The organism is Actinacidiphila glaucinigra, from assembly GCF_900188405.1.
Classification (GTDB): Bacteria; Actinomycetota; Actinomycetes; order Streptomycetales; family Streptomycetaceae; genus Actinacidiphila; species Actinacidiphila glaucinigra.
This window is the reverse complement of the sequence record NZ_FZOF01000024.1, coordinates 50498-74263: the sequence shown is the minus strand read 5'-3', so window position 1 is coordinate 74263 and position 23766 is coordinate 50498. Positions and strand designations below refer to the sequence as shown.

The 23766-nt window shown below is 72.9% G+C and carries 22 protein-coding genes, 1 tRNA gene and 1 pseudogene; 10 read left to right on the top strand and 14 right to left on the bottom strand.

All coding sequences use genetic code 11. The annotated features are described in order from the left end of the window. Positions 1-233: 233 nt before the first annotated feature. Positions 234-1352: an ABC transporter ATP-binding protein gene (locus tag CHF15_RS33290; protein ID WP_089227639.1), complete on the bottom strand. Its 1119-nt coding sequence runs from the start codon at positions 1350-1352 to the stop codon at positions 234-236. A 222-nt stretch (positions 1353-1574) separates the two neighbouring features. On the opposite strand from CHF15_RS33290, the gene CHF15_RS33285 reads away from it, so the two are divergent. Continuing rightward, positions 1575-1650 (top strand) — tRNA-Thr (locus CHF15_RS33285). A 78-nt stretch (positions 1651-1728) separates the two neighbouring features. Here CHF15_RS33285 and CHF15_RS46910 read toward each other — a convergent pair. After that, positions 1729-1827, bottom strand: a pseudogene (locus tag CHF15_RS46910) (integrase); the annotation flags it as partial. A 114-nt stretch (positions 1828-1941) separates the two neighbouring features. Here CHF15_RS46910 and CHF15_RS33275 point away from each other — a divergent pair. Beyond that, positions 1942-2631: a hypothetical protein gene (locus CHF15_RS33275; protein ID WP_089227637.1), complete on the top strand. Its 690-nt coding sequence runs from the start codon at positions 1942-1944 to the stop codon at positions 2629-2631. Between the two features lie 109 nt (positions 2632-2740). On the opposite strand, the gene CHF15_RS33270 is transcribed toward CHF15_RS33275, so the two are convergent. Next, the gene (locus tag CHF15_RS33270; protein ID WP_089227636.1) at positions 2741-3007 is read right to left on the bottom strand and encodes a hypothetical protein; all 267 of its coding nucleotides are present in this window, start codon (positions 3005-3007) and stop codon (positions 2741-2743) included. A 54-nt stretch (positions 3008-3061) separates the two neighbouring features. On the opposite strand from CHF15_RS33270, the gene CHF15_RS33265 reads away from it, so the two are divergent. Together CHF15_RS33265 and CHF15_RS33260 are read left to right on the top strand one after the other, a co-directional pair. Beyond that, positions 3062-3799 (top strand): MerR family transcriptional regulator, encoded by a 738-nt coding sequence (locus CHF15_RS33265; RefSeq protein WP_089227635.1) that lies wholly within the window; start codon positions 3062-3064, stop codon positions 3797-3799. A gap of 263 nt (positions 3800-4062) precedes the next feature. After that, positions 4063-4389: a hypothetical protein gene (locus CHF15_RS33260; RefSeq protein ID WP_089227634.1), complete on the top strand. Its 327-nt coding sequence runs from the start codon at positions 4063-4065 to the stop codon at positions 4387-4389. 42 nt (positions 4390-4431) lie between these two features. On the opposite strand, the gene CHF15_RS33255 is transcribed toward CHF15_RS33260, so the two are convergent. The 4 genes from CHF15_RS33255 to CHF15_RS33240 all read right to left on the bottom strand — a co-directional run bounded on the left by CHF15_RS33255 (position 4432) and on the right by CHF15_RS33240 (position 11373). Beyond that, the gene (locus CHF15_RS33255) at positions 4432-7884 is read right to left on the bottom strand and encodes a phosphodiester glycosidase family protein (RefSeq protein ID WP_089227633.1); all 3453 of its coding nucleotides are present in this window, start codon (positions 7882-7884) and stop codon (positions 4432-4434) included. Between the two features lie 267 nt (positions 7885-8151). After that, positions 8152-10197: a glycosyl hydrolase family 28-related protein gene (locus CHF15_RS33250; protein WP_089227632.1), complete on the bottom strand. Its 2046-nt coding sequence runs from the start codon at positions 10195-10197 to the stop codon at positions 8152-8154. A gap of 254 nt (positions 10198-10451) precedes the next feature. Then, on the bottom strand, positions 10452-10922 hold the full coding sequence (locus CHF15_RS33245; protein ID WP_245939169.1) for a hypothetical protein: 471 nt from the start codon (positions 10920-10922) through the stop codon (positions 10452-10454). Positions 10923-11004: 82 nt separating this feature from the next. Further along, positions 11005-11373: a winged helix-turn-helix transcriptional regulator gene (locus tag CHF15_RS33240; RefSeq protein WP_089227631.1), complete on the bottom strand. Its 369-nt coding sequence runs from the start codon at positions 11371-11373 to the stop codon at positions 11005-11007. A gap of 64 nt (positions 11374-11437) precedes the next feature. Here CHF15_RS33240 and CHF15_RS33235 point away from each other — a divergent pair, with 64 nt between their 5' ends. Next, positions 11438-12325 carry an LLM class flavin-dependent oxidoreductase gene (locus CHF15_RS33235; protein ID WP_179280080.1) on the top strand — a complete coding sequence of 296 codons (888 nt, stop codon included), beginning with the start codon at positions 11438-11440 and terminating at the stop codon, positions 12323-12325. Next, entirely contained in the window at positions 12322-13659 is a 1338-nt protein-coding gene (locus CHF15_RS33230) for an FAD-binding oxidoreductase (RefSeq protein ID WP_179280079.1), read from the top strand. The genes CHF15_RS33235 and CHF15_RS33230 overlap by 4 nt, the downstream gene beginning before the upstream one ends. On the opposite strand, the gene CHF15_RS33225 is transcribed toward CHF15_RS33230, so the two are convergent. The 6 genes from CHF15_RS33225 to CHF15_RS33205 form a co-directional block, all read right to left on the bottom strand. Then, the gene (locus CHF15_RS33225) at positions 13646-14860 is read right to left on the bottom strand and encodes a GDSL-type esterase/lipase family protein (protein ID WP_245939168.1); all 1215 of its coding nucleotides are present in this window, start codon (positions 14858-14860) and stop codon (positions 13646-13648) included. The genes CHF15_RS33230 and CHF15_RS33225 overlap by 14 nt on opposite strands. A 73-nt stretch (positions 14861-14933) precedes the next feature. Further along, positions 14934-15908 carry a zinc-binding dehydrogenase gene (locus CHF15_RS33220; protein WP_089227628.1) on the bottom strand — a complete coding sequence of 325 codons (975 nt, stop codon included), beginning with the start codon at positions 15906-15908 and terminating at the stop codon, positions 14934-14936. Positions 15909-16006: 98 nt separating this feature from the next. Continuing rightward, positions 16007-16408 (bottom strand): SHOCT domain-containing protein, encoded by a 402-nt coding sequence (locus tag CHF15_RS33215; protein ID WP_089227627.1) that lies wholly within the window; start codon positions 16406-16408, stop codon positions 16007-16009. 55 nt (positions 16409-16463) lie between these two features. Continuing rightward, entirely contained in the window at positions 16464-16958 is a 495-nt protein-coding gene (locus tag CHF15_RS33210; RefSeq protein ID WP_089227626.1) for a hypothetical protein, read from the bottom strand. Next, positions 16955-17119 carry a hypothetical protein gene (locus tag CHF15_RS45185; protein ID WP_179280078.1) on the bottom strand — a complete coding sequence of 55 codons (165 nt, stop codon included), beginning with the start codon at positions 17117-17119 and terminating at the stop codon, positions 16955-16957. The genes CHF15_RS33210 and CHF15_RS45185 overlap by 4 nt, the downstream gene beginning before the upstream one ends. Before the next feature lie 222 nt (positions 17120-17341). Next, positions 17342-17917 carry a TerD family protein gene (locus tag CHF15_RS33205; RefSeq protein ID WP_089227710.1) on the bottom strand — a complete coding sequence of 192 codons (576 nt, stop codon included), beginning with the start codon at positions 17915-17917 and terminating at the stop codon, positions 17342-17344. 159 nt (positions 17918-18076) lie between these two features. On the opposite strand from CHF15_RS33205, the gene arfB reads away from it, so the two are divergent. After that, entirely contained in the window at positions 18077-18520 is a 444-nt protein-coding gene (arfB, locus tag CHF15_RS33200; RefSeq protein ID WP_089227709.1) for an alternative ribosome rescue aminoacyl-tRNA hydrolase ArfB, read from the top strand. 40 nt (positions 18521-18560) lie between these two features. Here the strand turns inward: arfB and CHF15_RS33195 are convergent, their stop codons facing one another. Next, positions 18561-19061: a flavin reductase family protein gene (locus CHF15_RS33195; RefSeq protein ID WP_018559571.1), complete on the bottom strand. Its 501-nt coding sequence runs from the start codon at positions 19059-19061 to the stop codon at positions 18561-18563. A gap of 408 nt (positions 19062-19469) precedes the next feature. Between CHF15_RS33195 and cdgB the strand changes: the two genes are divergently transcribed. The 3 genes from cdgB to CHF15_RS33180 all read left to right on the top strand — a co-directional run bounded on the left by cdgB (position 19470) and on the right by CHF15_RS33180 (position 23206). Next, the gene (cdgB, locus tag CHF15_RS33190) at positions 19470-21116 is read left to right on the top strand and encodes a diguanylate cyclase CdgB (protein WP_089227625.1); all 1647 of its coding nucleotides are present in this window, start codon (positions 19470-19472) and stop codon (positions 21114-21116) included. 133 nt (positions 21117-21249) lie between these two features. After that, entirely contained in the window at positions 21250-22443 is a 1194-nt protein-coding gene (locus CHF15_RS33185) for a sensor histidine kinase (protein WP_107418593.1), read from the top strand. A 64-nt stretch (positions 22444-22507) separates the two neighbouring features. After that, positions 22508-23206, top strand: a complete 699-nt coding sequence (locus CHF15_RS33180) for a response regulator (protein ID WP_089227623.1) — start codon at positions 22508-22510, stop codon at positions 23204-23206. The last annotated feature ends 560 nt before the right edge of the window (positions 23207-23766 follow it).

The following is a 23766-nucleotide window of genomic DNA, read 5'->3' as shown; positions in this document are numbered from 1 at the left end:
CAGTGATGGTAGCGAGGAGTGATGATTTGGCGACATTTAGCCACTCTGATGAGTGATGAATGCCCCTTGATCGACTACGGGTGCATTGACGAACACGGTCGAAACGCCATTGTATGACCGGAAATGCGGCGTGATTCGACCCCGGAACGGCCGTGGCCCGGCCCCCCTTGCGCGGGGGCCGGGCCACATGGGTCCTCAGCGGTGGGGTGACCGGTCGGTCACCGCTCGGCCGCTCAGTCGCTCAGGCGCTCACCGGTGGAGGTGGAGAAGACGTGGCTCTCGCCGGCGCGCGGCACGACGTGCAGCACGGAGCCCTTCTCCGGCACCTGGCGGCCGCCGACGCGGATGACCAGGTCCTTGTGCTCGCCGCCGACCTCGGCCGAGCCGTAGACGAAACCGTCCGCGCCCAGCTCCTCGACGACGTTCACGGTCACGGCCAGGCCGGCCGGCGCGTCCTTCGACAGGCCCGAGCCGTCGCTGGTGACGATGTCGAAGTGCTCGGGGCGGACGCCGACGGTGACCGTGCGGTCGCCCTTGTCGGCCGCGGCCTGCACCGCGTCGCGCTCGACCGGCACCACGGAGTTGCCGAACTTCACGCCGCCGTCGGCGATCGGCACCTCGACCAGGTTCATCGCCGGGGAGCCGATGAAGCCCGCGACGAAGAGGTTGGCCGGGCGGTCGTACATGTGCCGCGGGGTGTCGACCTGCTGCAGCAGACCGTCCTTGAGCACCGCCACGCGGTCGCCCATGGTCATGGCCTCGGTCTGGTCGTGGGTGACGTAGACCGTGGTGGTGCCGAGGCGGCGCTGCAGGGAGGCGATCTGCGTACGGGTCTGGACACGGAGCTTGGCGTCCAGGTTGGACAGCGGCTCGTCCATGAGGAAGACCTGCGGCTCACGCACGATCGCGCGGCCCATCGCGACGCGCTGGCGCTGGCCACCGGAGAGCGCCTTGGGCTTGCGGCCCAGGTACTCGGTGAGGTCCAGGATCTTGGCGGCTTCCTCGACGCGCTTGCGGATGTCCGCCTTGTTGACGCCCGCGATCTTCAGGGCGAAGCCCATGTTGTCCGCGACGGTCATGTGCGGGTAGAGCGCGTAGTTCTGGAACACCATCGCGATGTCCCGGTCCTTGGGCGGAAGGTGGGTGACGTCCCGGTCACCGATCCGGATGGCGCCGCCGTTGACGTCCTCGAGGCCGGCCAGCATGCGGAGGGAGGTCGACTTGCCGCAGCCCGAGGGGCCGACGAGGACGAGGAACTCGCCGTCCTCGATGTCGATCTGGAGCGCGTCTACGGCCGGGCGCTCGGACCCGGGGTAGATCCGGGTCGCCTTGTCGAAAGTGACAGTAGCCATGGTGCAGTGGTCCCTTCACCGGCAGGAACGTGCCGGACGATCCGAGTAAAGGAATGAGGTCTAGTCCACAGGGTGTGGACCTTCCGCGACGCTACCTGGCCCGCCCCGCTTTGTCAGTACCCTCCCGGCCCTCAATTCCCGGACCCTCCCCCCTCCCCGCCTGGGTACACTTCTCATGGCCCCACCCGTCACCCGGGCACCCCGGAGCGGGGACGGCGCCGTGCCGCCTTAGCTCAGCTGGTAGAGCACCGCTCTTGTAAAGCGAAGGTCGTCGGTTCGAATCCGACAGGCGGCTCCAGTTGGGAGCAGAGACAGCGCCCCGGACCATGATCGGTCCGGGGCGTTCGGTGTCCACGGGCGACATCAACCGGGGCGGTCACTCCTGGTCGGGGCGGCGCCTGAGCAGGCGGTCCATGTGGCTGATGACCTCACGCCGTGTGTCCGATGTCACGTGCGTGCAGACGTTCATCGAGATGCGTTCCGGCGGGGCGGTGCCACCCGAGTCCGGTGAGGTTCGGGCTGCCGCGGGGGCAGTCCCCGGGGTGCCGTGCTGTCAGGATGACGCGGACGCGTCGTAGCAGGGGTGGGCATGGAGAACTGGGACTTCCGTGAGTGGCAGGCCGCCCTGGGCGGTCTCGACCCGCGGGCGGCCGCCTTGGTCGGCCTTGCGGCGGCCGAGCGCATTGCGGGGTGCCTGGGCGACGAGCGCTTCCTCCGCCACGGTGCCTCGGCGGCCGAGGTGGCGCGGGACCTGCTGCGGGAGTGCTGGTCCGGCGCCCAGGGCGGGGATGGATCTGCGTCCGCCCGGATACGGGACCTGGCCGACCGGTTGGCCGGCCTCTCCGCGGAGTACGAGACCCTCTCGATGACCGACCTGTTCCACTCGTACGAGCCGCTCGCCGGCGACGGGGACGAGGATCCCGATGACGGGGTCCCCGATCTGGAGGAGTTCCTGGAGGAGGCGGAGCCCGAGGGCGCCGTGACGATGCATCTGGACGCGCTCACGGCCGTAGGGGAGGCGGCCGCGGCCTGTGCCGGAGGCCCCTGGGACGGGGCCCTCCGTTGCCTCCAGGTCACCGCCATGGCCGCGGAGCAGCACGATCCCCGGCTGCCGGGACCCGGTGCCGAGGTGCGGCGTCAGACGGAGGACCTCGTGTCGGTCCGGGCGGTGGACGGAGGGCGGTTGCGGCATCTGGCGACGCGGCTCCGCACCCGAGCCCAGGCGGACGCGGCGGGATGGCTGCGGGCCACCGAGCGACGCGGCCTTCTGCACGACTGACCAGGGAGCCTCGCCGCTTCCGCCCGTCGGCCGTGCGACATCGCCCGGACGGGCGGGACGTCATGTGCGGTCCCGCCTCCGCGTCGGGCCGCGCGCGCGAAGCGTCGGACTAGGCGCCCAGCAGGCGGGAGAGTTCCGTCTCCGCTTCCTCGTACCCCGCGTCGGCGATCCGCTGCAGTGCGCGCAGATCGGCCGCGGCGACCGCGCGGCGGGTCAGCAGGAGCCCGGCGTGCAGGCAGCCCTCGTCCAGCAGTTCGCCCAGTTCCTCGGTGTCCCCGGCGGCGTCGGCGAGGTCGGCCAGCCGGTCGAGGGCGGTCTCGTTCCCGGCGTCCGCCAGTTCGCGCAGGGTCTCGCGGTCGATGTTCGTGTTCACCATGGCGTCAGGGTGCAGCCCTGCCCCAGGGGCAGGGTCAAGTGCCACGCTTGCCGGGTGATCACCATCGGGCAGCTCGCAGGGTACGTCGGAGTGTCGGTCAAGACCGTCCGGGTCTACCACGCCAAGGGGCTGTTGCCCGAGCCCGACCGCGACGTCTCCGGATACCGGCGCTACGGCGCGGACGACGTCGTCGCCCTCATCAGGATCCGGACGTTCGCCGAGGCCGGCGTCCCGCTGGCCCGGATCCGTGAACTGATGACGGCCGGCGAAGAGGAGTTGCGCCGGGCGCTGCTCGACATCGACGGCCGGCTGACCGACCGGATCCGCGGGCTGCAGGCCACGCAGGCGCGTCTGCGCGAACTCGCCTCCGGTGAGCCGACACTGCTGCCCGCCGGGGTCCACGCCCACCTGGAGGCCCTGGAGCGGTGGGGTTTCACCGCCCGGTGGGTCGAGCTCCAGCGGGATCTGTGGATCCTGGTCTTCGCCACACACCCGGACCGGGCGGCCGAGCTCTTCCGGGACCAGAGCGCGATGCTGTCCGAGCCCGCGCTGCGGCAGCTCTTCCTGCGGTACGACCACGCGTACGGCCTCGACCCCGGCGATCCCCGCGTCGAGGAGCTGGCCCGGCGGATCGTCGACGCGACCCTGAGCCGCTACGGCGCGGACACGCCGCCCGAGGCGGACGCGGCCTCCGGTGTCCCCGCGCTCGTCCAGAGCCGGATCAACGCCGCCTCCCCGGCCTGGCGGCGGCTGGACTCGCTGATCCGGGCAGGGCTGGGCGCTGCGCGGTGAGTCGCGCGGGCGCGCACCCGGAAGTGAACGGACGACGGCCCGCCCGGCTCCCGCCTCGCGGTGGACCGGGTGGCTCAACTCGACGACCCGGCGCTGCTGTTCGACGTCCCCCGCGCGCATGGGGCGCCCCGTCGACCCCACCCCGGCGCAGAGGCATCCGGTGCTCGGGTCAGGATGCTCGTCATACGAGCGCCCGCGCACGGCGACCGGGACTTCGTGACGGAGCCGCGATCGCGCGGGTGGGGAAGGGGCGGGCAGAGGTGATGGAGAAGGAATGGCCGGAGGGCCGGGTCGCGGATCCGGAGGCGGCGCGGGAGCGGTACGAAGCCGACCTGCGGAGCGGCCGGGGGGCGGTGCGCGAAGTGCTGCGCGCGGACCGGGGGGACGCTCACGTGGGGCTGGGCGCCGTGGTGGCCGCCGCCGGGATCGTGGGGGCGGCCGCCGGCCCGGTCGTCGGCGCGCTGGTCGCTGGAGTCTTCGCCGCGGTGTTTCTGGCGGCCTTCGGGGTCATGCTGCTGGGCGCACAGCGCTGGGCGGACGCGGCGGACGGCGCCTACCGTTTCGCGTTCGGATGGGGGCAATGGCTGTAGGCCCGCGGAGGGGTGCCCGCGCGCGCGGGCACCCCTGCGGGGTCAGCGGACCGTGACCTGGGTCGTGCCCGTGACGCCGCCGCTGGTCACCGTGACGGTCGCGGTGCCGGAGCGGTGGGCGGTCAGGGCGCCGGTGGACGGGTCCACCGAGGCGACCTTGGGGTTGCCCGACGTCCAGACGTGGGACGCGGGGTCCGCGATCGGGATGGTGAGCGGTGCGATGTTGTCACCGGCGATCTGGTCGCCGGTCGCGGTCAGGTCGACGCGGTCGCCCCGGGCGATCGGGTCCTTGGGGCCCGTGACCTTGATCGAGGCGAGCGCGGGCTCGACGGTGTACTGCAGGTTGCCGTCGTCAGCGATCCGGACGAGACCGAAGTGGTAGATGCCACCCTGGTCGGCCGGGGCGTAGGCGGGCATGCCGAGGTCCGCGAAGGTGAACTGCGGGATGCCGCCCTGCTCGGTGCCGACGCTCTCGCCCTCGGGGTTGAGGATCTGCTCCGCGAAACCGCGCGCGTGGCCGTACATCATGATCACGTGCTGCTTCGGGTGCGTCTCCTGGTAGCGCTGCACCAGCCGGAGGTACATCCGCGCCTCCCAGCGGTCCGTGAACTGGCTGTTCGCGGCCGGGTGGGGGTCGTAGGCCGGCATGTGGGTGATGACCAGCACGTCCTTGGCGGTGGTGTCCGTCAACTGCTGGACCAGCCAGGGGTACTGCACGCCCTCGGGGTTCTGGAACGGGTCCGAGGACTGCAGGCTGCCGTGCGAGTTGTCGGTGACGATCATCCGCGCCGCGCCCTGGCTGTACGCGTAGTGGGTCTCACCGAAGGTGTCGCTGAAGTTGCCGTTCTCGGCGTCGGCGCCCTGGGTGATCTCGTGGTTGCCGACGATGTCGCGCTCGGGGATGCCGAGGGCGTCCATCTTGGACTTCGCGTACTGCAGGTCCACCAGCTTGCCGTCGTCGGGCATGTCGCCGAGGAACTGCGCGGAGTCCGGGCGCGCCTGCGGGGTCAGGGTGGGCAGCCGCTCGGCGATGGAGTCCATCACGTTGCTGCTGACCGAGCCCGGGTCGCTCGCGAGCATGTGGGCGTCGTCAGCGGTGAGGATCGTGGTGCCGCGCTTGGCGAAGTCGGCGGAGTCCTCCTCGAAGGACAGCCACTTCGGGTTGTCCGGGATCGCGTGGTACGCGGGCACCGTGACCGGGCGCGGCGAGTACAGGGCCTGCAGGCCCGCGACGTTGAGCGAACCGCTGTAGGCGGTGCTGGGGCTGATCGCCAGGAAGTCGATGAAGCTGATGGTCAGCGGGAACTGCATGCCCGCCGGCAGCTGCGCGACCGCCAGGTGCCAGTCCTTCCACGTCACGAACGTCGGGTACAGCGTGGTCGACGAGCCGTTGACGCCGATGTACTTCTCGGCGAGCTCGATGCCGTTGCCGTCACCCTTGATCCACACGCCGATGGCGGTGGGGACCTGGCCGTTGCTGGTGTCGGTCTTCAGGGTGACCTTCGGGGAGAGCACCAGCTGCTTGACGCCGGAGGCGGCCGGCATCGAGTAGTCCAGCCGCAGGGACCCCGACTCGGTGGAGCCCGGCGGGACGACGCCCGGGTCGGCGGTCAGGGTGGCGGGATTGCCGGTGGTGTTGTTGCTCAGCCGCCACACGTCCAGGCTGGTGACCGGGTCGATGACCTTGCTGACCCGGCCCACGGCGATCGACGTGCTCGCGGTGGTGCCGGCGACCTCGGCGCTGACCTCGGCCAGACCGCCGTTGTCGCCGCTCGCGGTGAACAGGCCGTGCGCGTCGACGGTACCCAGGTTCTCCGGGGTGACCTTCCAGGTGGCCGCCTCGGCGGGGATCTGCACCGCGCCGCCGTCCTTGACGGTGCCGGACAGGCCGAGCTGCTGGGTGGCGCCGTTGTCCAGGTCGGCCTTGTCGGGCGAGACCGCGAGGGACTTCAGCTTGCCGACGACCTCGAGCTTCTCCGACGTGGTGGCGTGGCCGTTCCAGGCGATGATCCGGCCCGAGCCCGTGCGGTGCGGGGTGAGCTTGCCGTCCTCGTAGGCGGCCAGCGACGAGGGCACGACGCGGACGTGGACGTCGCCGGCCGCGGGGTTCGCGAGCCGGTCGACGGAGTGCACCGGGAGCGGGACGGTGCCGCCGGCCACGGTGGTGACCTGCTCGCCGCCGTTCACCACGACCTTGACGGCCGGACCGGCCTCCTTGGCGGTGGAGTAGAAGAAGATGCCGTTGGCGACCGGACGCTCGGTGTTGCCGGGCTGGTCCGAGGGCGTGTTGACGATCTCGGCCCGGCCGGCGCCGGGGGCGCGGCTGACCATGCCGGTGGAGCCGCCGCCGTCGAAGAGCATGGCGTTGTAGGCGCCGTGGGCGACCATGTAGCCCGCGACCTGGTCCCGGGTCACGCCGAAGGCCCTGGTGGCGCCGCCCTGGCCGTCGACGGCCACGACGACGGCGTGCTTGCCGTCCTTGGTGACGCCGACCGCGGTCTCCGGGTTGGCGCCGCTCGGCGGGGTGCCGGTCGGGTCCTTGTAGACCGCGCCGTCCTTCACCAGCGTGTCGACGCCGCTGATCAGCTGCGTGACATCGTTGTCGGGTGACAGCCGGGTGGCGATGCCCACCGTGTCGCCGGTGTGCAGGGTGTCGGTCAGCCACCGCCCGCCGTCGCCGGCGCCGAGCAGACCGAGCCGGCCGGCCGCCAGCCTCGGCACGGTGGTGACGTCGGCCCGCACGTCGTCGACGACGAACCCGCCGTCGGTGACGTGGCCGAGCACCAGCGTGGAGGGCCTGGCGAGGCCCGGGGTCTCCCCGAGGTCGGGGGTGACCTCGGTGATGCCGCCGGACGTCACGTCGTTCACGGTGTTCACCGAGGTGAGCGCGCGGGTCGCGGAGCCGGCGGTGATCGTCCCGGAGAAGGTCTCCGGACCCATCACGATGGTTCCGTCCGGCTTGACGCCCAGCTGGGAGGCGAAGCCCGGCTTGGGGCTCTTCAGCAGGCGCCCGTCGGTCATGATGCCGCCGAGCGGACGGCCGCTGGCGTGGATCTCGAAGTAGTCGCCGTTGACGCCCGCCACCGCGTGGGTGCGGTGCGCCATCGACGACGGCGTCTCGTCCGCCGGGTTGGTGAGGGTGTCACCGGCCTGGACCATGCCGACGCGGAGGTTCGGGTCGTCGAGGTCGGCGGAGAGCACCTGGGTGTGCTGACGGCCGCCGACCGTGTCGTAGGTCTCGCTGTAGTGCTGCAGACCGCGCGTGACCGTCTCGGCGGGGGTGCGCGTGTAGTCCACCACGAGCGGCCAGTTCTGCGGCGTCTCCGGCAGCCAGTCACGGTCGGGCGTGTGGCCCTGGACGGCCTCCTCGCCCGCCGGTGCCGAGGCGGTGGCCACGGCCCCGCCCACGGCGCCGGTCAGTGCCAGCGCCAGCGCGGTGACCACGGCGGTCCGGCGCGTGCCGGTCCCCACGGTTCTCGTCCCGCGAAGTGTCATTGCGTGTTCCTTACGGGTGATGTGCCGGCTGGTCGCCGGCCCGTGTCCAGCCGACACCCGTTCGGCGAAGGAGAGATGGCCGGTTGCCGATCCGCGGGTGGCCCGGAGGGGGTGCGGGGTTATGGATTCGGTCAAGTCGCCCCGTGGCCGGAGGTTCCGCCGGGCGCCCCGCACCGGACGTCCGACCAGGCCGACCGCGCGGAACGCCCCGGCCGTGGCGGCGGCCGGGGCGTTCCGTGGGTCTTGCGGGTCGGGTACGGGCGTACGTCACCAGGGGGCGGGGCCAGGGGGCGCGACGACCGGGGGACGGTCGTCGCAGGTGATGGTGTTGGGCAGCTGCCACGCGCCCAGCCAGGGGCCGGTGGTGCCGCCGCCGTCGTTGCCGCCGAGGTCGGTCAGGGAGAACTCGGAGCCGGTGGCGGGGAAGTTGAAGGACCCGCAGTTGTTGACGCCGACCGCGCCGACGTTGCGGGCGTCGACGTTCTCGAAGGTCGCCGAGCCGGCGACCCGGGCGCTGACGACCGAGGTGCCGGTGCCGTCCACCCGGATGTCCTTGAAGTGCACGTTCCTGATCGAGTAGGTGTCCTTCACCGGCCAGTCGGCGACCAGCATGATCGCGTTGTAGGTGCTGTCGAGGAAGTGGTCGCCGGTCACGCGGATGTCGGCGTCGATGTTCCTCTCCAGGGCGTAGAACCAGATCGCGCCGAGGCCGATGTTCCAGTTCAGCTCGTACGTGCCGGCCCGCACCGTGGTGTTGCCGGTGATCCACAGGTGCCCGGTGAACGGCTCGGCGCCGAAGCGGGAGCCCACCTGGAGGGCGCTGCCCTCGCGGACGGGGTCGGCGATCAGGTTGCCGGAGACGGTGTTGTCGGTGCCGCCGTAGATCGCGATGCCGTTGGCGAGCACGGGCGTCTGCACGGTGTTGCGGTCAAAGGTGTTGCGGGCGTTGCCGGTCCGCTCCGACCACATCGCCAGCCCGTCGTCGCCGGAGTTGCGGACGAGGTTGTTGCGGACGACCGAATCCGTCACGCCGGTGTGGAAGTTGAGGCCGTCGGCGATCTGGTCGGTGATGACGTTGTTCGTGATCCGCAGGTTCGACATCGGGCCGTCGAACCACAGGCCCACCTTGGTGTGGTGGATGTACAGGCCGTCGATGGTGGAGTCGCTCATCGCCCCGCCGACGCCGTTCACCTGGTCGGTGTCGATGCGTTCGCGGACGTCGCCCTCGATGGCGAAGCCCGACAGGTGGACGTCGCGGCTGCCGCCGGCCGACGCGTCCTTGCCGTAGAAGCCGACGCCGGTGTGGACGGAGTTGTCGGGGGCGGGGGAGTCGAGGGCGACCTCCTTGCCCTTGAAGACCGTGTACCAGCTGCCGGCGCCCTCGATCGTCACGTCGTCCACGATGATGTGCCGGTTGACCTGGTAGGTGCCCGGCGGGACGTAGACCTTCAGGTGCGCGCGGCGGGCGAAGGCGATCGCCTTGTCGAGGGCTCCCGCGGAGTCCCGGCGTCCGGTCGGATCGGCCCCGAAGGCGAGGACGTTGGCGGCGAGCAGGGAGACGCGGGGCGGCGCGACGAGCTGCGAGTCGAGGAGGTCCACGGTCGTCGGCACGGCCCCGGCGCGCGTGGGGACGGTCAGCCGGACGCGGTCGCCCGCCTTGTACGTCCGTCCCAGCAGGAGGCGCTGCTCGTCGTAGAAGTGGTTCGGCCGGAAAGGCTTGGAGATGGCCGGCGCCGGTGTGGTCGCGTTGGGCACGCAGCCGCACTCGGTGATCCACCAGTCGTCGTGGAGCAGCCCGGCCTGAGGGTCGTTGGAGAACGGGTACTGGTTGTAGAGCCAGGCGTACTGCGAGGTCAGGGTCATCGTCCTGCGGGCGCGGCCGTCCACCGTCACGTCGAGCGGCGCGGTGATGCCGCCGCCGCCGGGCGCGTCCGGGATGCTGTACCGCACAGTGATCGCGTTGGCGGCGCTCGGCAGCGTGAACTCCACGTACTGCCCGGGCCGCAGGGTGACCGCCCTGCGGCCCGACGCCTCCGCGGGGAGCGTGTACGCGGTCCGGTCGGGGCCGATGACCTCCCCGTCCGTGACGGCGTTCTCGGCCTCCTGCTCCACGAACCCGAGGTCGGCGCCGCGGCCCTTGACCAGCGCCGGGTCCAGTGCCGCCCGCGTCACGACCGGCCGGGCCGCACCCTTCGCCGACGCGGTGCCGGCCTCGGCCGTCGCGCCGAGGGGGCCGATGCCGACGCCGATGCCGGCCGCCACCGCGACGACCGCCACGGCTCTTCGCCAGGCATTCCTGCTGCTCCGTGTCATCCCCAGCTCTTCTCTCGTAAAGCGCGACCGCCCGGGACGTTCGAGGCGGAGCGGACGTCGTGAGGTGAGGCGACAGTAAGGATTTGTCAGGCCGGTCCACAAGGCTCCTGCGCGATGTTTTCGGCGTGATGAAGCACAAGTGCGGCTGTCTGTTCATATCTTGCGCTTCTTGCGTTACTCATTGCGCAGGCGGGCAGGGTGGAGCGCCCGGGCGCGGTCGAGGGCGCCGGGACGCGGGGTTCGGCGAGGACGGCTTACCGGCCGCGCCAGGGCTGGGGCAGCGGAGTCCACTGCGGTCCGCGGTGGCGCAGCCACCACTCGCCGACGGTCCGGAACTTCTCCTCGAAGGCCGCGTCCTGGTACAGAAGGCCGGTGGCGGGCGCCCGCAGACGGGTGAGCCGGCCGTCCGCCTCGCAGATCACCACCTGCCGTACGCCCATGTTCGACTCGACCCGGATGCCCTGGACGTCCGCCCAGCGGATCGTCCTGCGCCGCGGGTTGTGCACCACCGCGGCCGTGGGGGTCAGCGTGACGCCGAACCGCGCTGACAGCAGCAGTCCCGTCGGCACCGCGAGCCACACCGCCGCCGCGAACGTGAAGTCGGGGCCCGCAGGCGTGGGGGAGAACAGCGGCGCGGCGATCGTCAGGGAGGTGACGAGGAGGGCGCCGGGCAGCAGCGGTGCCAGCCTCTGGTACCAGGTCGGCCGGAAACGGACGCGCTCCATCGAACTCCCCACCCCTTGCCTGCACATGATCGCCGACGCAGCCTGGCCGACCCGGGAGCCGCTGTCCACCCGGGCGGCCCGGTCAGTGACCCGGCGCGGAGGCGGCCTGCGGTCCGGGCGCGTGGCGCAGGCCGTAGACGATGAGCGGTTCGAGGGCGGCGAGCAGTTCGGTGCCGCGGGCCGAGGGGCGGTAGAGGACCTGCACGGGCGTGCTGGGGATGACCTCGCGGCCGATGAGGCCGAGGTTCTCCATCTCCTTGAGGCGTTGCGAGAGCAGCCGGTCGGAGATGCCCGGCACCATGCGGCGGTAGTCGGTGAAGCGCCGGGCGCCGCGGACGGCGGCCAGCAGGACGGCGCCGGTCCAGCGCCGGCCGACCTGGTCGAGGACGGCCTGGAAGGCCGTGCAGGCCTCGGCGTCGATGCCGGGGTCGGCGGATTCACGGAAAGTCACTTACGAAATATTAGTCACTAATCCTTGCCTTTGTCGAAGGCGGCGGCCCCCCGACGCTGAAGCCATGGACACCACCGACCGCGCACAGCGGCTCCGCTTCGGACTGAGCCTCGACCCGGACGCCGGCCGCCTGCCGGAGACGCTGGAGCTGGCCGCCGCCGCGGACGCCGCGGGGCTGGACCTGCTCGCCCTGCAGGACCACCCGTACCAGCCTGGGCACCTCGACGCGCTGACACTGGCCGCCCTCGTCGCGGCCCGCACCTCGCGCATCTCCGTCTTCACCGACGTCGCCGACCTGCGGCTGCGGCCCCCGGTCATGCTGGCCAAGGCCGCCGCGAGCCTGGCCGCGGCCTCCGGCGGACGGTTCCGGCTCGGCGTGGGCGGCGGCGGGATACCGGAGGCGATCGGCTCGATGGGGGCGCCGCCGATGCCGCCCCGCGAGGTCGTGGCGTACACCGAGGAATCGCTGCAGGTCATGCGGACTGCCCTGGACGGCGGTCCCGTGCGGCACCGCGGCGAGGTGCTCACGGTGCCCGGCTACCAGGCGGGCCCCGTGCCGCCGCGCCGGGTCGAGCTGTGGCTCGGCGGGCAGCGGCCGCGGATGCTGGCGGTCGCGGGCCGGGCGGCGGACGGCTGGATCTCGCCGCTGAACATCTACGTGCCGCCGCAGGAGGTGCCGGAGCGGCAGCGGATCGTCGACGAGGCCGCCCGCGCCGCCGGGCGCGACCCGGCGCGCGTCCGCCGCATCTACAACGTGATCGGTGTGATCGGCGGCTCCGGGGCCCCCGGCCTGAACGGGGACGTCGACCGGTGGGCCGACACCCTCGCCGAATGGGCGACCGCACTGCGCTTCGACACCTTCGTCTTCTGGCCGGTCACCGCGCACCGGCGGCAGCTGGAGGTCTTCGCCGGCGAGGTCGTGCCCGCCGTACGCGAGCGGGTGGCCCGGTGACGCCCGGCCACGGCGCGGCCCCGGCCGCCGCCTTCGCGGTGCCCGCCGCCCTCGCGGAGCGGACCGTGCTCCCCGGCGACCCCCGCTACCCGCTGCTGCGCTCCACCTACACCACCGTCGCCCGCCCCGCCGCCGTGGTCCTCGTCCGCGGGCCCGGCGACATCGCGGCCGCCCTCGCGGCGGCCCGGGCGCAGGGACTGCCCGTCTCCGTACGCTCCGGCGGCCACGGGCTGTCCGGCCGGTCGTCCAACGACGGCGGTGTCGTCGTCGACCTCTCCGGGCTCGACGAGGTACGGGTCCTGGACCGCGCGACGCGCCTCGTGCGGATCGGGGCGGGCGCCCGCTGGGGGCGGGTGGCCTCCGCCCTCGCGGCCCACCGGCTGGCCGTCAGCTCGGGCGACCACGGCAACGTCGCGGCCGGCGGCCTGGCCACCGCGGGCGGCATCGGCTGGCTCGCCCGTACGTACGGCCTCACGGTCGACCGCGTGCGCGCCGTCGAACTCGTCCTCGCGGACGGGACCGCGCTGCGCGCCGACGCCGCGCACCACCCGGACCTGTTCTGGGCGGTACGCGGGGCGGGCGCGGGCGTGGGGATCGTGACCGCCTTCGAGATCGAGGCGATGGAGCTGGGGGACATCGGCGTGGCCCAGCTGGTCTTCGAGGCCGACCCCGCGGGCGGCGCCCTCGCGCAGTGGGCGTCGGCGATGGCCGCGGCGCCGAGGACGCTCACCTCGGCCGCCCACATCCTGTCCAACGGGCCGGCCCTGGCCCTCTCCGTCACCGTCGCCGCGGCCGACGACGACCCCGACCGCGTCCGCGAGGCCCTCGGCCCCCTGCTGTCCGGGCGGTACCGCCCGCTCCAGGCGGCCGCGCAGCTCGCCGCGTACACCGCGCTGGTCTCCAGCGCCCACGAGCACGCGAACACCGGCCGGCAGCCCGTGGTGAGCACCAACTCGCTGCTGCCGGCGCTGACCCGGGACGCGGCGCGCGCCGTCATGGCGACCGCCGGCGACCGGCACCGGCCGGCCTTCGTCCAGCTGCGCTCGCTCGGCGGCGCGATCAACGACGTCCCGGCCGGCGCCACCGCCTACGCCCACCGCACCGCGCAGGTCATGGCGCAGGGCAACCTCTTCCCGCCGCACGGGCACGACGACCTGCACCGCTTGTGGGCGCCGGTCCGGGAGCACGGCACCGGCAGCTACGTGAACTTCGAGAGCGGCACCGGACCCGGTGTCTTCGACCGCGCCTACCCGGGCGCCACCGGCGCGCGGGTGCGCGAGCTCTGGCGGCGCCACGACCCGGACGGCGTCCTGCGTCCGCTCACCGTGGGCTGACCGGGCCCGGACCGGACCGCCGGCGCTCCGCGAACGGCCCGCCCGGCCCGAAGGCCAGCGCCGCGAAGCGCCGCCCCATCCGCCGGTAGCCCGCGGCGTTGGGGTGCAGGTCGTCCGGCAGGTCGGCGACGTCGCCCGGGCCGAAGAGCCGGCGGCCGTCCAGGTAGTGCAGGTTCGGGTCGCCGCAGGCGGCGCGGGCGGCGACGATCCGGGCCAGCTCCGCCCGGATGACGGTGAGCGTGAGCGCGCCGCCGGGGACGTCCGCGGGAGAGCCCAAGGCCACCACCCGCGGGACGGCGGCCGACAGGTCGGGCGCGGTCGGGCCGGGGGTGGTCTCCACGACCGGGCAGCTGATGGGCGAGACGACCAGCAGCGGGACGTCCGGGTGCCCGTCGCGGACGGTGTCGAGGAAGCCGTGCACCGCCGGGCCGAAGGAGCGCAGCCGGAAGGCGTCCCGGTTCACGATGTTGATGCCCAGCTTGAGGCTGATCAGGTCGGCCGGCAGGTCCCGGATGGTCCGGGCGACGTACGGGTCGAGCATCGCGTTGCCGCCGAGCCCCAGGTTGAGCAGCTCGGCCCCGGCCAGGGCCGCGGCGAGCGCGGGCCAGGTGGCGGTCGGGGACTCCGCCGCGGCGCAGTGGCTGATGGAGCTGCCGTGGTGGATCCAGCGCCGCCGGCCGGTCGGCCGCGGCGGCAGCACCTCGGCGTCCGCCCACAGCCCGACCAGCTCGGTGCGGGTCTGCTGCGGCAGCCACAGCTCGACGTCCTTCTCCCCGCCGGGCAGCCCGTCGAAGCGGACCCGCCCCGGCGCCCCCGCCTCGCGCCGCGAGGGCTCGGCGAAGAGGTCCGGCTTGTGGAGCACGTCGCCGGGCGGCGCGGGGGCGCTGCCGGCGCGCCTGCCGTCGAGGACCAGGTCGACGACCCCGGCGGGCAGCGGCTCGAAGGTCCCCGCCAGCTGCCAGACCGAGGTCAGCAGCTCCAGCTCGACCACCCGGGCCGCGGTGCGGAACACCAGCCGTACGCCGGAGGGCAGGGCGGTCGTCTCGTCCATGAAGACGTCCGGGTACTGCGACCGCGTCCACGCCGGAAGACGGCGCGGCAGCAGCCCGGCCCGCGTCCGCTCCAGGTCGAGCGCGCCGCGGATCTCCACCGGTCCTCCGGTCAGCGGGACCGCGCGCAGGGAGTGCGTCGCTGTTGTCACGTTTTCTCCCTGCCCGGGACCGGCCGCGGCCACACGGCCGCGCCGGGGGAGCCGCCGCCCGCACGCGTCGTCCCTAAGGCACCAGGACGACCTTGCCCATCGTGCCGCGGCCCTCCAGGGCCGTGTGCGCGGCGGCGGCCTCGGCGAGCGGGAAGCGCTGTACGACGGGGGTGAGCCGGCCGGACGTCCACGCGGCGAGTGCCTCCTCCTCCAGCGTCCGCAGGCCGATCCGCAGCATGGCCGGACCGAGGACGACCTCGGAGGTGATGCCGCGCGCGGTCAGTTCCCCGGGCGGGAACTCCAGCGGCCCGCCGGACGCCCAGCCGTAGACGACGTGCCGTCCGCCCGGGCCCAGCAGGTCCACCGCGCCGCGTCCGAGGTCTCCGCCGACGGCGTCGAGGACGACCGTGCCCGGTCGCCCGGCCAGGGCCTTTCCGGCCGTGTCCGTCCAGCCCTCGGCGGAGTAGTCGACGGCGGCGTCCGCGCCCAGTTCCAGGACGCGCGCGGTCTTGGCGGGCCCGCCGGCGAGCCCGAGGACGACCGCGCCCGCGGCGCGCGCCGCCTGCACCAGCAGGCTGCCCAGCCCGCCCGCCGCCGCGGTGACCACGACCGTGTCGGCGGGGCCGAGGGGCGCCTGGCGCAGGATGCCCATGGCCGTGCGCCCGGTGCCGATCATGGCGACGGCTTCGGCGGGGTCGCGGCCGTCCGGCAGCACGTGGAGCTTCTCGACGGCGGTGACGGCGAGTTCGGCGTATCCGCCCGGCACCATGCCCAGGTGGGCGACGACGGGCCGGCCGAGCCACTCCGGGCCGACGCCCTCCCCGAGGGCCTCCACGGTGCCGGCCACCTCGCGGCCGGGGACGGTAGGCAGCTTGGGCAGCGGGTAGGGCCCGTTGGGGTCGCCGGAGCGGATGGCGGTGTCGATCACATGGACGCCCGCGGCGGCGACGGCGATGCGCACCTCGCCGGGGCCGGGCTCCGGGTCCCCGGTCTTCTCGTGGCGCAGGTTGCCCGCCGGGCCGAACGCGTGGAGACGGATGGCGTGCACGGTGCTTCCCCCTGGACATGAGGCAGTGGGCGGTCGGATGATCCGCACCGCCCACTGTCCGACCTCAAGCGAGGTTGAGGTCAAGCAGGTGAAGCCGGTCAGGCGAGGAGTTTCGTCTTCGCCTTGGTGTACTCGTCCTCGGTGATGTGCCCCTGGCTCTTGAGTTCGGCGAGCTTGGACAGCTGGTCGACGTTGCCGCCCGCCGCTCCGCCGTCGCCCGAGGCGGCCTCCCGCACGTACTGCTTGAAGGCCGCGTCCATTTCCTTCGCCTGCTTCTGGTCGCGCTCGGCCATGCCCTTGCCCCTGGCGATGACGTAGATCAGCACGCCGATGAAGGGCAGGAAGATCAGCACGATGATCCAGCCGGCCTTGGCCCAGCCGCCGACGGTGTGGTCGCGGAACAGGTCCCCGATGATCCTGAAGAGCAGGAAGAACCACAGCACCCAGCAGAAGATCAGGAGCATCGTCCAGAAGAGGTTCAGCAGAGGGTAGTCGTCCATGCCCCAAGTGGACGACGGCCGAACGGGTCCCGCACCCGGGACTGCGCCGTTCGGGCTACAGCCGGGGGAAACGCGCCGTCAGTTCCCAGATCACGGGGTTGGCGTCCAGGCCGTCGTGCATGTCGGCGAGGTCGGCGACCAGGTCGTGCAGGAAGTCGCGGGCCTCGCGGCGCAGCTCGGCGTGGGCGAGGGAGAGCGGCCGGTCGTCCGGCGCCCAGTCGGCGCTCACGTCGACGAATCCGAAGCGGCGCCGGAAGCGCAGCCGGTCGGTGGACTCGGTGAAGTCCAGCTCGGCGTACTGGGGGCGGGCCGCTCGGCTGCCGAGCGGGTCGCGGTCCAGCTGCTCGACGATGTCGCAGAGCGCCCACGCGAAGTCGAGGACGGGCACCCATCCCCAGGCTGTGGACAGTTCACGGTCGGCCGTCACGTCCGCCACGTAGACGTCCCCGCAGAACAGGTCGTGGCGCAGCGCCCGTACGTCGGCGGTGCGGTAGTCGGTCTGCGGGGGGTCGGGAAAGCGGCGGGAGAGCGAGTAGCCGAGGTCGATCACCCGCCGATGGTACGCGGCGGCCCCGGCGGCAGGTCCTTGTGGAGGACGGAGCAGGGGCGGCCCATCCGCCGGTCCTGACCCAGCCCGGCGGTCCGGGTGCTCGGCGGGGTGACGGCGAGGCCCGCCAGGCTCCCGTCGGCGTCGTCGCGGGCGAGCGGCACCTCCGCGGCGGGGTGGGCCGGTTGGGCGCTCTCGCTGCTCGCGGCCTGCTCCGCCGGGGTGACGGATCCGGGGTCGGGGCGTACACCTCCGTCAGCCCGGCGAGGACGCCGGGCGGGAGGGAGCCGTCCACCGGCACGAGGCGTTCGAGCACGAGCATGCCCCGCACGCCGGTCGCGTGCGGGGCATGAGGCGCCTCATCAAGTGAGGCTCACCGGCCGGTGTCAGAGGCCGACACCGAAGTCGGTGGCGATGCCGGCGAGGCCGGAGGCGTAGCCCTGGCCGACCGCGCGGAACTTCCACTCGGCGCCGTTGCGGTAGAGCTCGCCGAAGACCATGGCGGTCTCGGTGGCGGCGTCCTCGCTGAGGTCGTAGCGGGCGATCTCGGCGCCGCCGGCCTGGTTGACGATGCGGATGTAGGCGTTCCGCACCTGGCCGAAGTTCTGGCTGCGGGTCTCGGCGTCGTAGATCGAGACGGGGAAGACGATCCGCTCGACGTCGGCGGGCAGCCCCGCCAGGTTGACGTTGATGGCCTCGTCGTCGCCCGCGCCCTCGCCGGTGCGGTTGTCGCCGGTGTGGACGATGCTCTGGTCCGGCGTCTGCTTGTTGTTGAAGAAGACGAAGTAAGGGTCCGCGTAGACCTTGCCGCTCGGGTTGAGCGCGATGGCGCTCGCGTCGAGGTCGAAGTCGGTGCCGGTGGTCGTGCGCACGTCCCAGCCAAGGCCCACCGTGATGGCCGTCAGGCCCGGTGCTTCCTTGGTGAGCGAGACGTTGCCGCCCTTCGACAGGCTTACAGCCATGGGAGTCCCCTCCGTGATGTCGGTCATTCGTGCCGACGACGACGCTACCTTCACAGGGGGGAACGTCGTGAGAGGCCCGCATGGTTCCTTTACGGCGAAAACCGCCTCCGGGGCCATGTCCCGGAAAATCCTGTGACTCCGGCGGCCGTCGGCGGGATCATGGGAGGCATGTCAGGGCCGCCCCCACTCGTCGTCCGCGGCTCGGTCTCCGTACCGGATGCCGAGCTGATGTGGCGTTTCTCCCGTTCGTCCGGACCGGGCGGCCAGCATGTGAACACCTCGGACAGCCAGGTCGAACTGCGATTCGATCTCGCCAATTCCGAGTCGCTGCCCACGGTGTGGAAGCAGCGCGCCCTGGAGCGGCTCGCCTCCCGCCTGGTGGGCGGCGTCCTGGTCGTACGGGCCTCCGAGCACCGCTCGCAGTGGCGCAACCGGGAGGCGGCGATGACCCGCCTGGCGGCGCTGCTCGCCGAGGCCACCGCGCCGCCGCCCAAGGTGCGCAGACCCACGAAGATCCCGCGCGGCATCAACGAGCGGCGGCTGAAGGAGAAGAAGCGCCGCGGCGACACCAAGCGCGGCCGCGACCCGCGGGGCTGGTCCTGAGCTCCGGCGGTGTCCTTGCCGCGGGGACGTGCGGCGCGCCTCAGCCGAGGTGCCGGTAGCGGCCCCGGAAGTACATCAGCGGGGCGCCGTCCGCGCTGGGGGTGCGCGCGGTCAGCACGCGGGCGATCACCAGGGTGTGGTCCCCCGCCGGGACGCGCTGCTCGGTCTCGCACTCGAGCACGGCCAGGCCGCCGCCGAGGATCGGGGCGCCCGAGGCCTCGCCGCGGTAGTAGGCCACGTCCTCGAAGAGCAGCCGGTCGCTGATGCGGCCGCGCATGGCGAAGCGCCCGGCGATGTGCCGCTGGCTCTCGCTCAGCACGGACACCGCCCAGCGCCCCTGGCGCTCCAGCAGCTCGTCCATCCGGGATCCCTCGCGCAGGCTCACCATCACCAGGGGCGGCTCCAGGGAGACCGAGACGAAGGCGGTCGCGGTCATGCCGACGTCCTCCCCCCGCGGGCCGTCCTCGGGGTCGTGGGCGGTCACCAGGACCACCCCCGCGGCGAGGCGGCTCATGACGGCGCGGAAGGCGTCGCTGTCCACGCCGGACAGGGGTGGCTCGGAACCGTCGGGCACGGTCCCAGGATGCGGGATGCGGGGCGTGGAGGTGATTGACTGTGACACGCCCCGACGCTAGCCGGACTGCCGCATCACCCGCATCGGACTTCGGATCGAGCCGGGTCCTAGGACCTCCGGCTGTAGTCGCCTCCGGTCGTACAACCCCCGCTCACCTGCTCGATTGTGTTCAATGGGTGAGGGGGAGCACCCGGTCTGCTCTACGCTGCGTGATCGGAACACGACAACCAGATGTGACTTGAGTCACAAGGGGCATGAATTGTTGACCCTGTGTACCGGTCGAACTGCTCGCTGTGATTCAGTTGCGGTGGGAATTGGACCACAACGGACCACAAGCAGTCTCAGGAGTTGTCGTCGAGGGCCCGGGGAGAGCGCATGGACACCGAGTCGGAGCCGTATGTCCGCCTCGCGACCCTGCGCCAGGTGCACCAGGTCGTGGCGGACCTCAACTGCGCGCGCAGCCTCGCCGACACCCTGCAGGCCGTGGCCGACGGCGTCGTCAAGGGCCTCGGCTTTGAACTGGCCGTGGTCAACCTCGTCCGCCCCGACGGCGACCTGGTCGTCGCCGCCGTCGCCGGGAGCGCCGCCGCGGAGGCCCTGATGGCCGGCCGGGTCGGCTCACGCGCCTCCTGGGAGCGCCGGCTCACGATGGGGGAGCGCTGGGGCACCCTGCGCTTCATACCCCACCACGAGGGCTGGGTGCTGGACGGCGACGACGTCCCCAGCTGGCCCGGTGACGGCCCGCCGCCCCGCTTCCCCGACGAGTGGCACCCCGAGGACCGCCTCCTCGCCCCCATGCACGCCAACCCGGCCGGCGCGGGCGAGCTGATCGGCGTCATATCCGTCGACCGCCCCGTGGGCGGCCGCCGTCCCGGCCCGTGGGGCCGCGAGGCGTTGCAGATGTACGCCTTCCAGTCCGCCATCGCCATCAGCAACGCGCGTCTACGTGCAAATATGCAACGCGCCCTGGTCCGTCTGGAGCGCGAGCAGCAGGCGCTGCGGGCCAGCGAGGAGAGCTTCCGGCAGGCCTTCGAGTACGCCCCCAGCGGCATGGCCATCGCCGAGATGGGCGGCGACCAGCACGGCAAGCTCGTCCGCACCAACGACGCGCTGTGCCGGCTGCTCGGCCGCCCCGCCGCGGTGCTGCGCCGCCACTCCTTCTCCGACCTCGTCCACCCCGAGGACGTCGGCGTCCTGCTGCGCACCAGCGCCGAGGGCGGCCGCGCCGAACTGCGGCTGCAGCGCCGCGACGGCAGCTACGTGTGGGTCAACCTGCGCAACTCCGTCGTCGCCGACACCGCCGACGGCCCGCGCTTCCTGCTCACCCACGTCGAGGACATCGAGGAACGCAAGGGCCGCGAACTCGCCCTCGCCCACCGCGCCAGCCACGACTCGCTCACCGGGCTGCCCAACAGCGCCGAGCTGCGCGCCCGGCTGTCCGGCAAGATCTGCGCCCGCCCGCAGGCCCCGGACGCCGACGGCCACACCGCCGCCCACGCGGGCACCGACGAGTTCGCCTACACCTACGACTACGACCCGGTCGACGGCACCGCCCGGCTGTCCGGCTTCGACCACCACACCCACACCGTCCAGCCGTCCGACGAGGCGGACGGCGGCAAGGGCCTGGCCGTGCTCTTCTGCGACCTGGACGGCTTCAAGTCGATCAACGACCGCTTCGGGCACCACACCGGCGACGCCGTGCTCATCGAGGTCGCCCGCCGCCTCACCAGCGCGGTGCGCGACGGCGACACGGTGGCCCGGCTGGGCGGCGACGAGTTCGTCGTCCTCGCCGACGGCCTCGGCCGCGAGGACGCCGAGGACCTCGCCGTCCGCCTGCGCAACGCGATCATCCCGCCGATCCGCTTCGAGGGCCGCGCGGTCCGGGTCGGCGCCAGCTTCGGCATCGGCTGGGCCGGCTGCGGGATGACCGCGGACGAGGTGCTGCAGTCCGCGGACCAGCGCATGTACATCGAGAAGCGCTCCCGCAACGGCACCCGCAGCCACCGCCGCGCCGCGGGCTGACCGGGCGGGGGCGCACCCCCGGGCGGCCCGCCGCCTCCTCCTCGGCGGAGGGCGCGCGTCCACCCTGGGGAGTACCCCGGATCGCTCCTCCGGTTGACTCCCGCACACATCCGGGATGCCTACGCTGGGTTACGTGCAGCGTCTCTACGATTTCCTCCGCAGGCACCCGACCTGGGTCGACAGCTTCTGGGCTCTCGTCCTGCTCGGGTTCTCCTCCCTGTGGATCGCCAACGACGAGCTGCACGCGCACTCCCGGGCCGCCGCCGTGCCGCTGGCGCTCGCGCTGTCCGCCGTGGTCGCGCTGCGCCGCCGCATGCCGGAGAAGATGCTGCTGCTCGGCATCCTCGTCGGGGTGCTCCAACTGGTGCTGGACGTCCAGGCCAACCCGGGCGACTTCGCCATGCTGGTGATCATCTACACCGTCGCGGCCAACGGCGCCCGCTGGGCGTCCCGGCTCGCCTTCGCCGGCGGCCTGGTCGCCTCCACCATCTCCACGCTGCGCTGGCCCAACGAGAGCGAGGGTCAATGGGCCGACGCCGTCTCCGCCGTCTTCCTCGCCGTCCCCTTCCTGCTGGCCTGGGTGATCGGCGACAGCCTCCGCACCCGCCGCGCCTACTACGCCGAGCTGGAGGAACGCGCCGCCCGCCTGCAGCGCGAACGCGAGGCCCAGTCCAAGGCCGCGGTCGCCGCCGAACGCGCGCGCATCGCCCGCGAACTGCACGACGTCGTCGCCCACAACGTCTCCGTCATGGTCGTCCAGGCCGACGGCGCCGCCTATGTGCTGGACGCCTCGCCCGAGCAGGCCAAGCAGGCGCTGGAGACCATCTCCACCACCGGCCGCCAGGCCCTCACCGAGATGCGCCGCCTCCTCGGGGTGCTGCGCACCGGAGACGACGGCGGCGGAGAGTACGTGCCGCAGCCCGGAGTCGACCAGCTGACCGACCTCATAGAGCAGGTCCGCGGCGCGGGGCTGCCCGTCGCCTTCGAGGTCGCGGGGGAGTCCCGGCCGCTCGCCAGCGGCGTCGAGCTCACCGCCTACCGCATCGTGCAGGAGGCGCTCACCAACACCCGCAAGCACGGCGGACCCGAGGCGCACGCCAAGGTCCGGCTCACCTTCGGCGACGGCGACCTCAGCCTCCTCATCGAGGACGACGGACGCGGCGCCCAGCAGGAGCTGTACGAAGGCGGCGGCGAGGACGGCCAGGGCCAGGGCCTCATCGGCATGCGCGAACGCGTCGGCATGGTCAGCGGCACCCTGGACGCCGGGCCCCGCCCCGGCGGGGGCTTCCGCATCAGCGCGGTGCTCCCGGTGAAGGCCGCGCGCTAGCGGGACGCGCTGCGCGGCAGCGGCAAACAGAGACGACAGGCAAAGGGAAAGAGGGACCGGACCGATGGCGATCCGCGTGATGCTCGTCGACGACCAGGTGCTGCTGCGCACCGGCTTCCGCATGGTGCTGCAGGCCCAGCCCGACATGGAGGTCGTCGCCGAGGCCGGGGACGGCGCGGAGGCCGTCGAGACCCTGCGCACCACGGCGGTGGACGTGGTCCTCATGGACGTCCGCATGCCGCGCCTGGACGGCGTCGAGGCCACCCGCCATATCTGCGGCGCCCCCGACCGCACCCCTGACGACGGCGGGCCCCGCGTGCTCATCCTGACCACCTTCGACCTCGACGAGTACGCCTTCTCCGCCCTCAAGGCAGGCGCGAGCGGCTTCATGCTCAAGGACGTCCCCCCGGACGAGCTGCTCGCGGCGATCCGCGCCGTCCACAGCGGCGACGCGGTCGTCGCCCCCAGCACCACGCGGCGCCTGCTCGACCGCTTCACCCCGCTGCTGCCGAGCGCGAGCCAGCCGACGCACAAGGAGCTGGACCGGCTGACGGACCGTGAGCGCGAGGTGCTGCTGCTGGTGGCCCAGGGGCTGTCCAACGGGGAGATCGCGGCGAAGCTGGTGCTCAGCGAGGCGACGGTGAAGACGCATGTCGGGCGGATCCTCACGAAGTTGGAGCTTCGGGACCGCGTGCAGGCGGTGGTCCTCGCGTACGAGACGGGTCTGGTCCGCGCGGGCGCCGGCGCGGGCGGCGGCGCCTGACCCGTGTCGCCGTGTGCGGGTCGTTTGCGCCTGCGGCGGGCGGCTCTCCCACCCTCCCGCCCGATTGCCCGGCGCGGTCAGTGCGGGCCTCGCGCCGTGTGCGTGGGTCGGGGCCGCGCCGGCGCACGTCCTCAACGCTCGCGGTTTACGTCGACATCATTCGGCGCCCGGGTCCACCGCTCGTCGTTTCCGGGCGCACCCCGCCACACCCCCTCCCGTTTGTTGGGGCGCATGACGGCCGGAGGGTGTGGAGGGCGGTCCGGGGTTGCCGCACGTGCCTAACTGAACCCCCCCTCCGGCCGTCAGCCGCCCATGCGACAGAAGGGGGTGTGGCGGGGTGCCCCCATGGGGGTCCCCCCGGCCGAAGGCTGGGGGAGACGAGCGGAGCACGCGGCACGGAATGACGTGAGGCAGCGCCGCGAGCGCCGAGGTGGGGGTCCCCCCGGCCGAAGGCTGGGGGCGTACCCCGGCGCGGCACCGACCCCATACGTACGCAGCGAGGTGGTCACTGACCGCGCCGGGCAAACGGGCGGGCGGCGGGGAAACCGCCCGCCGCAGGC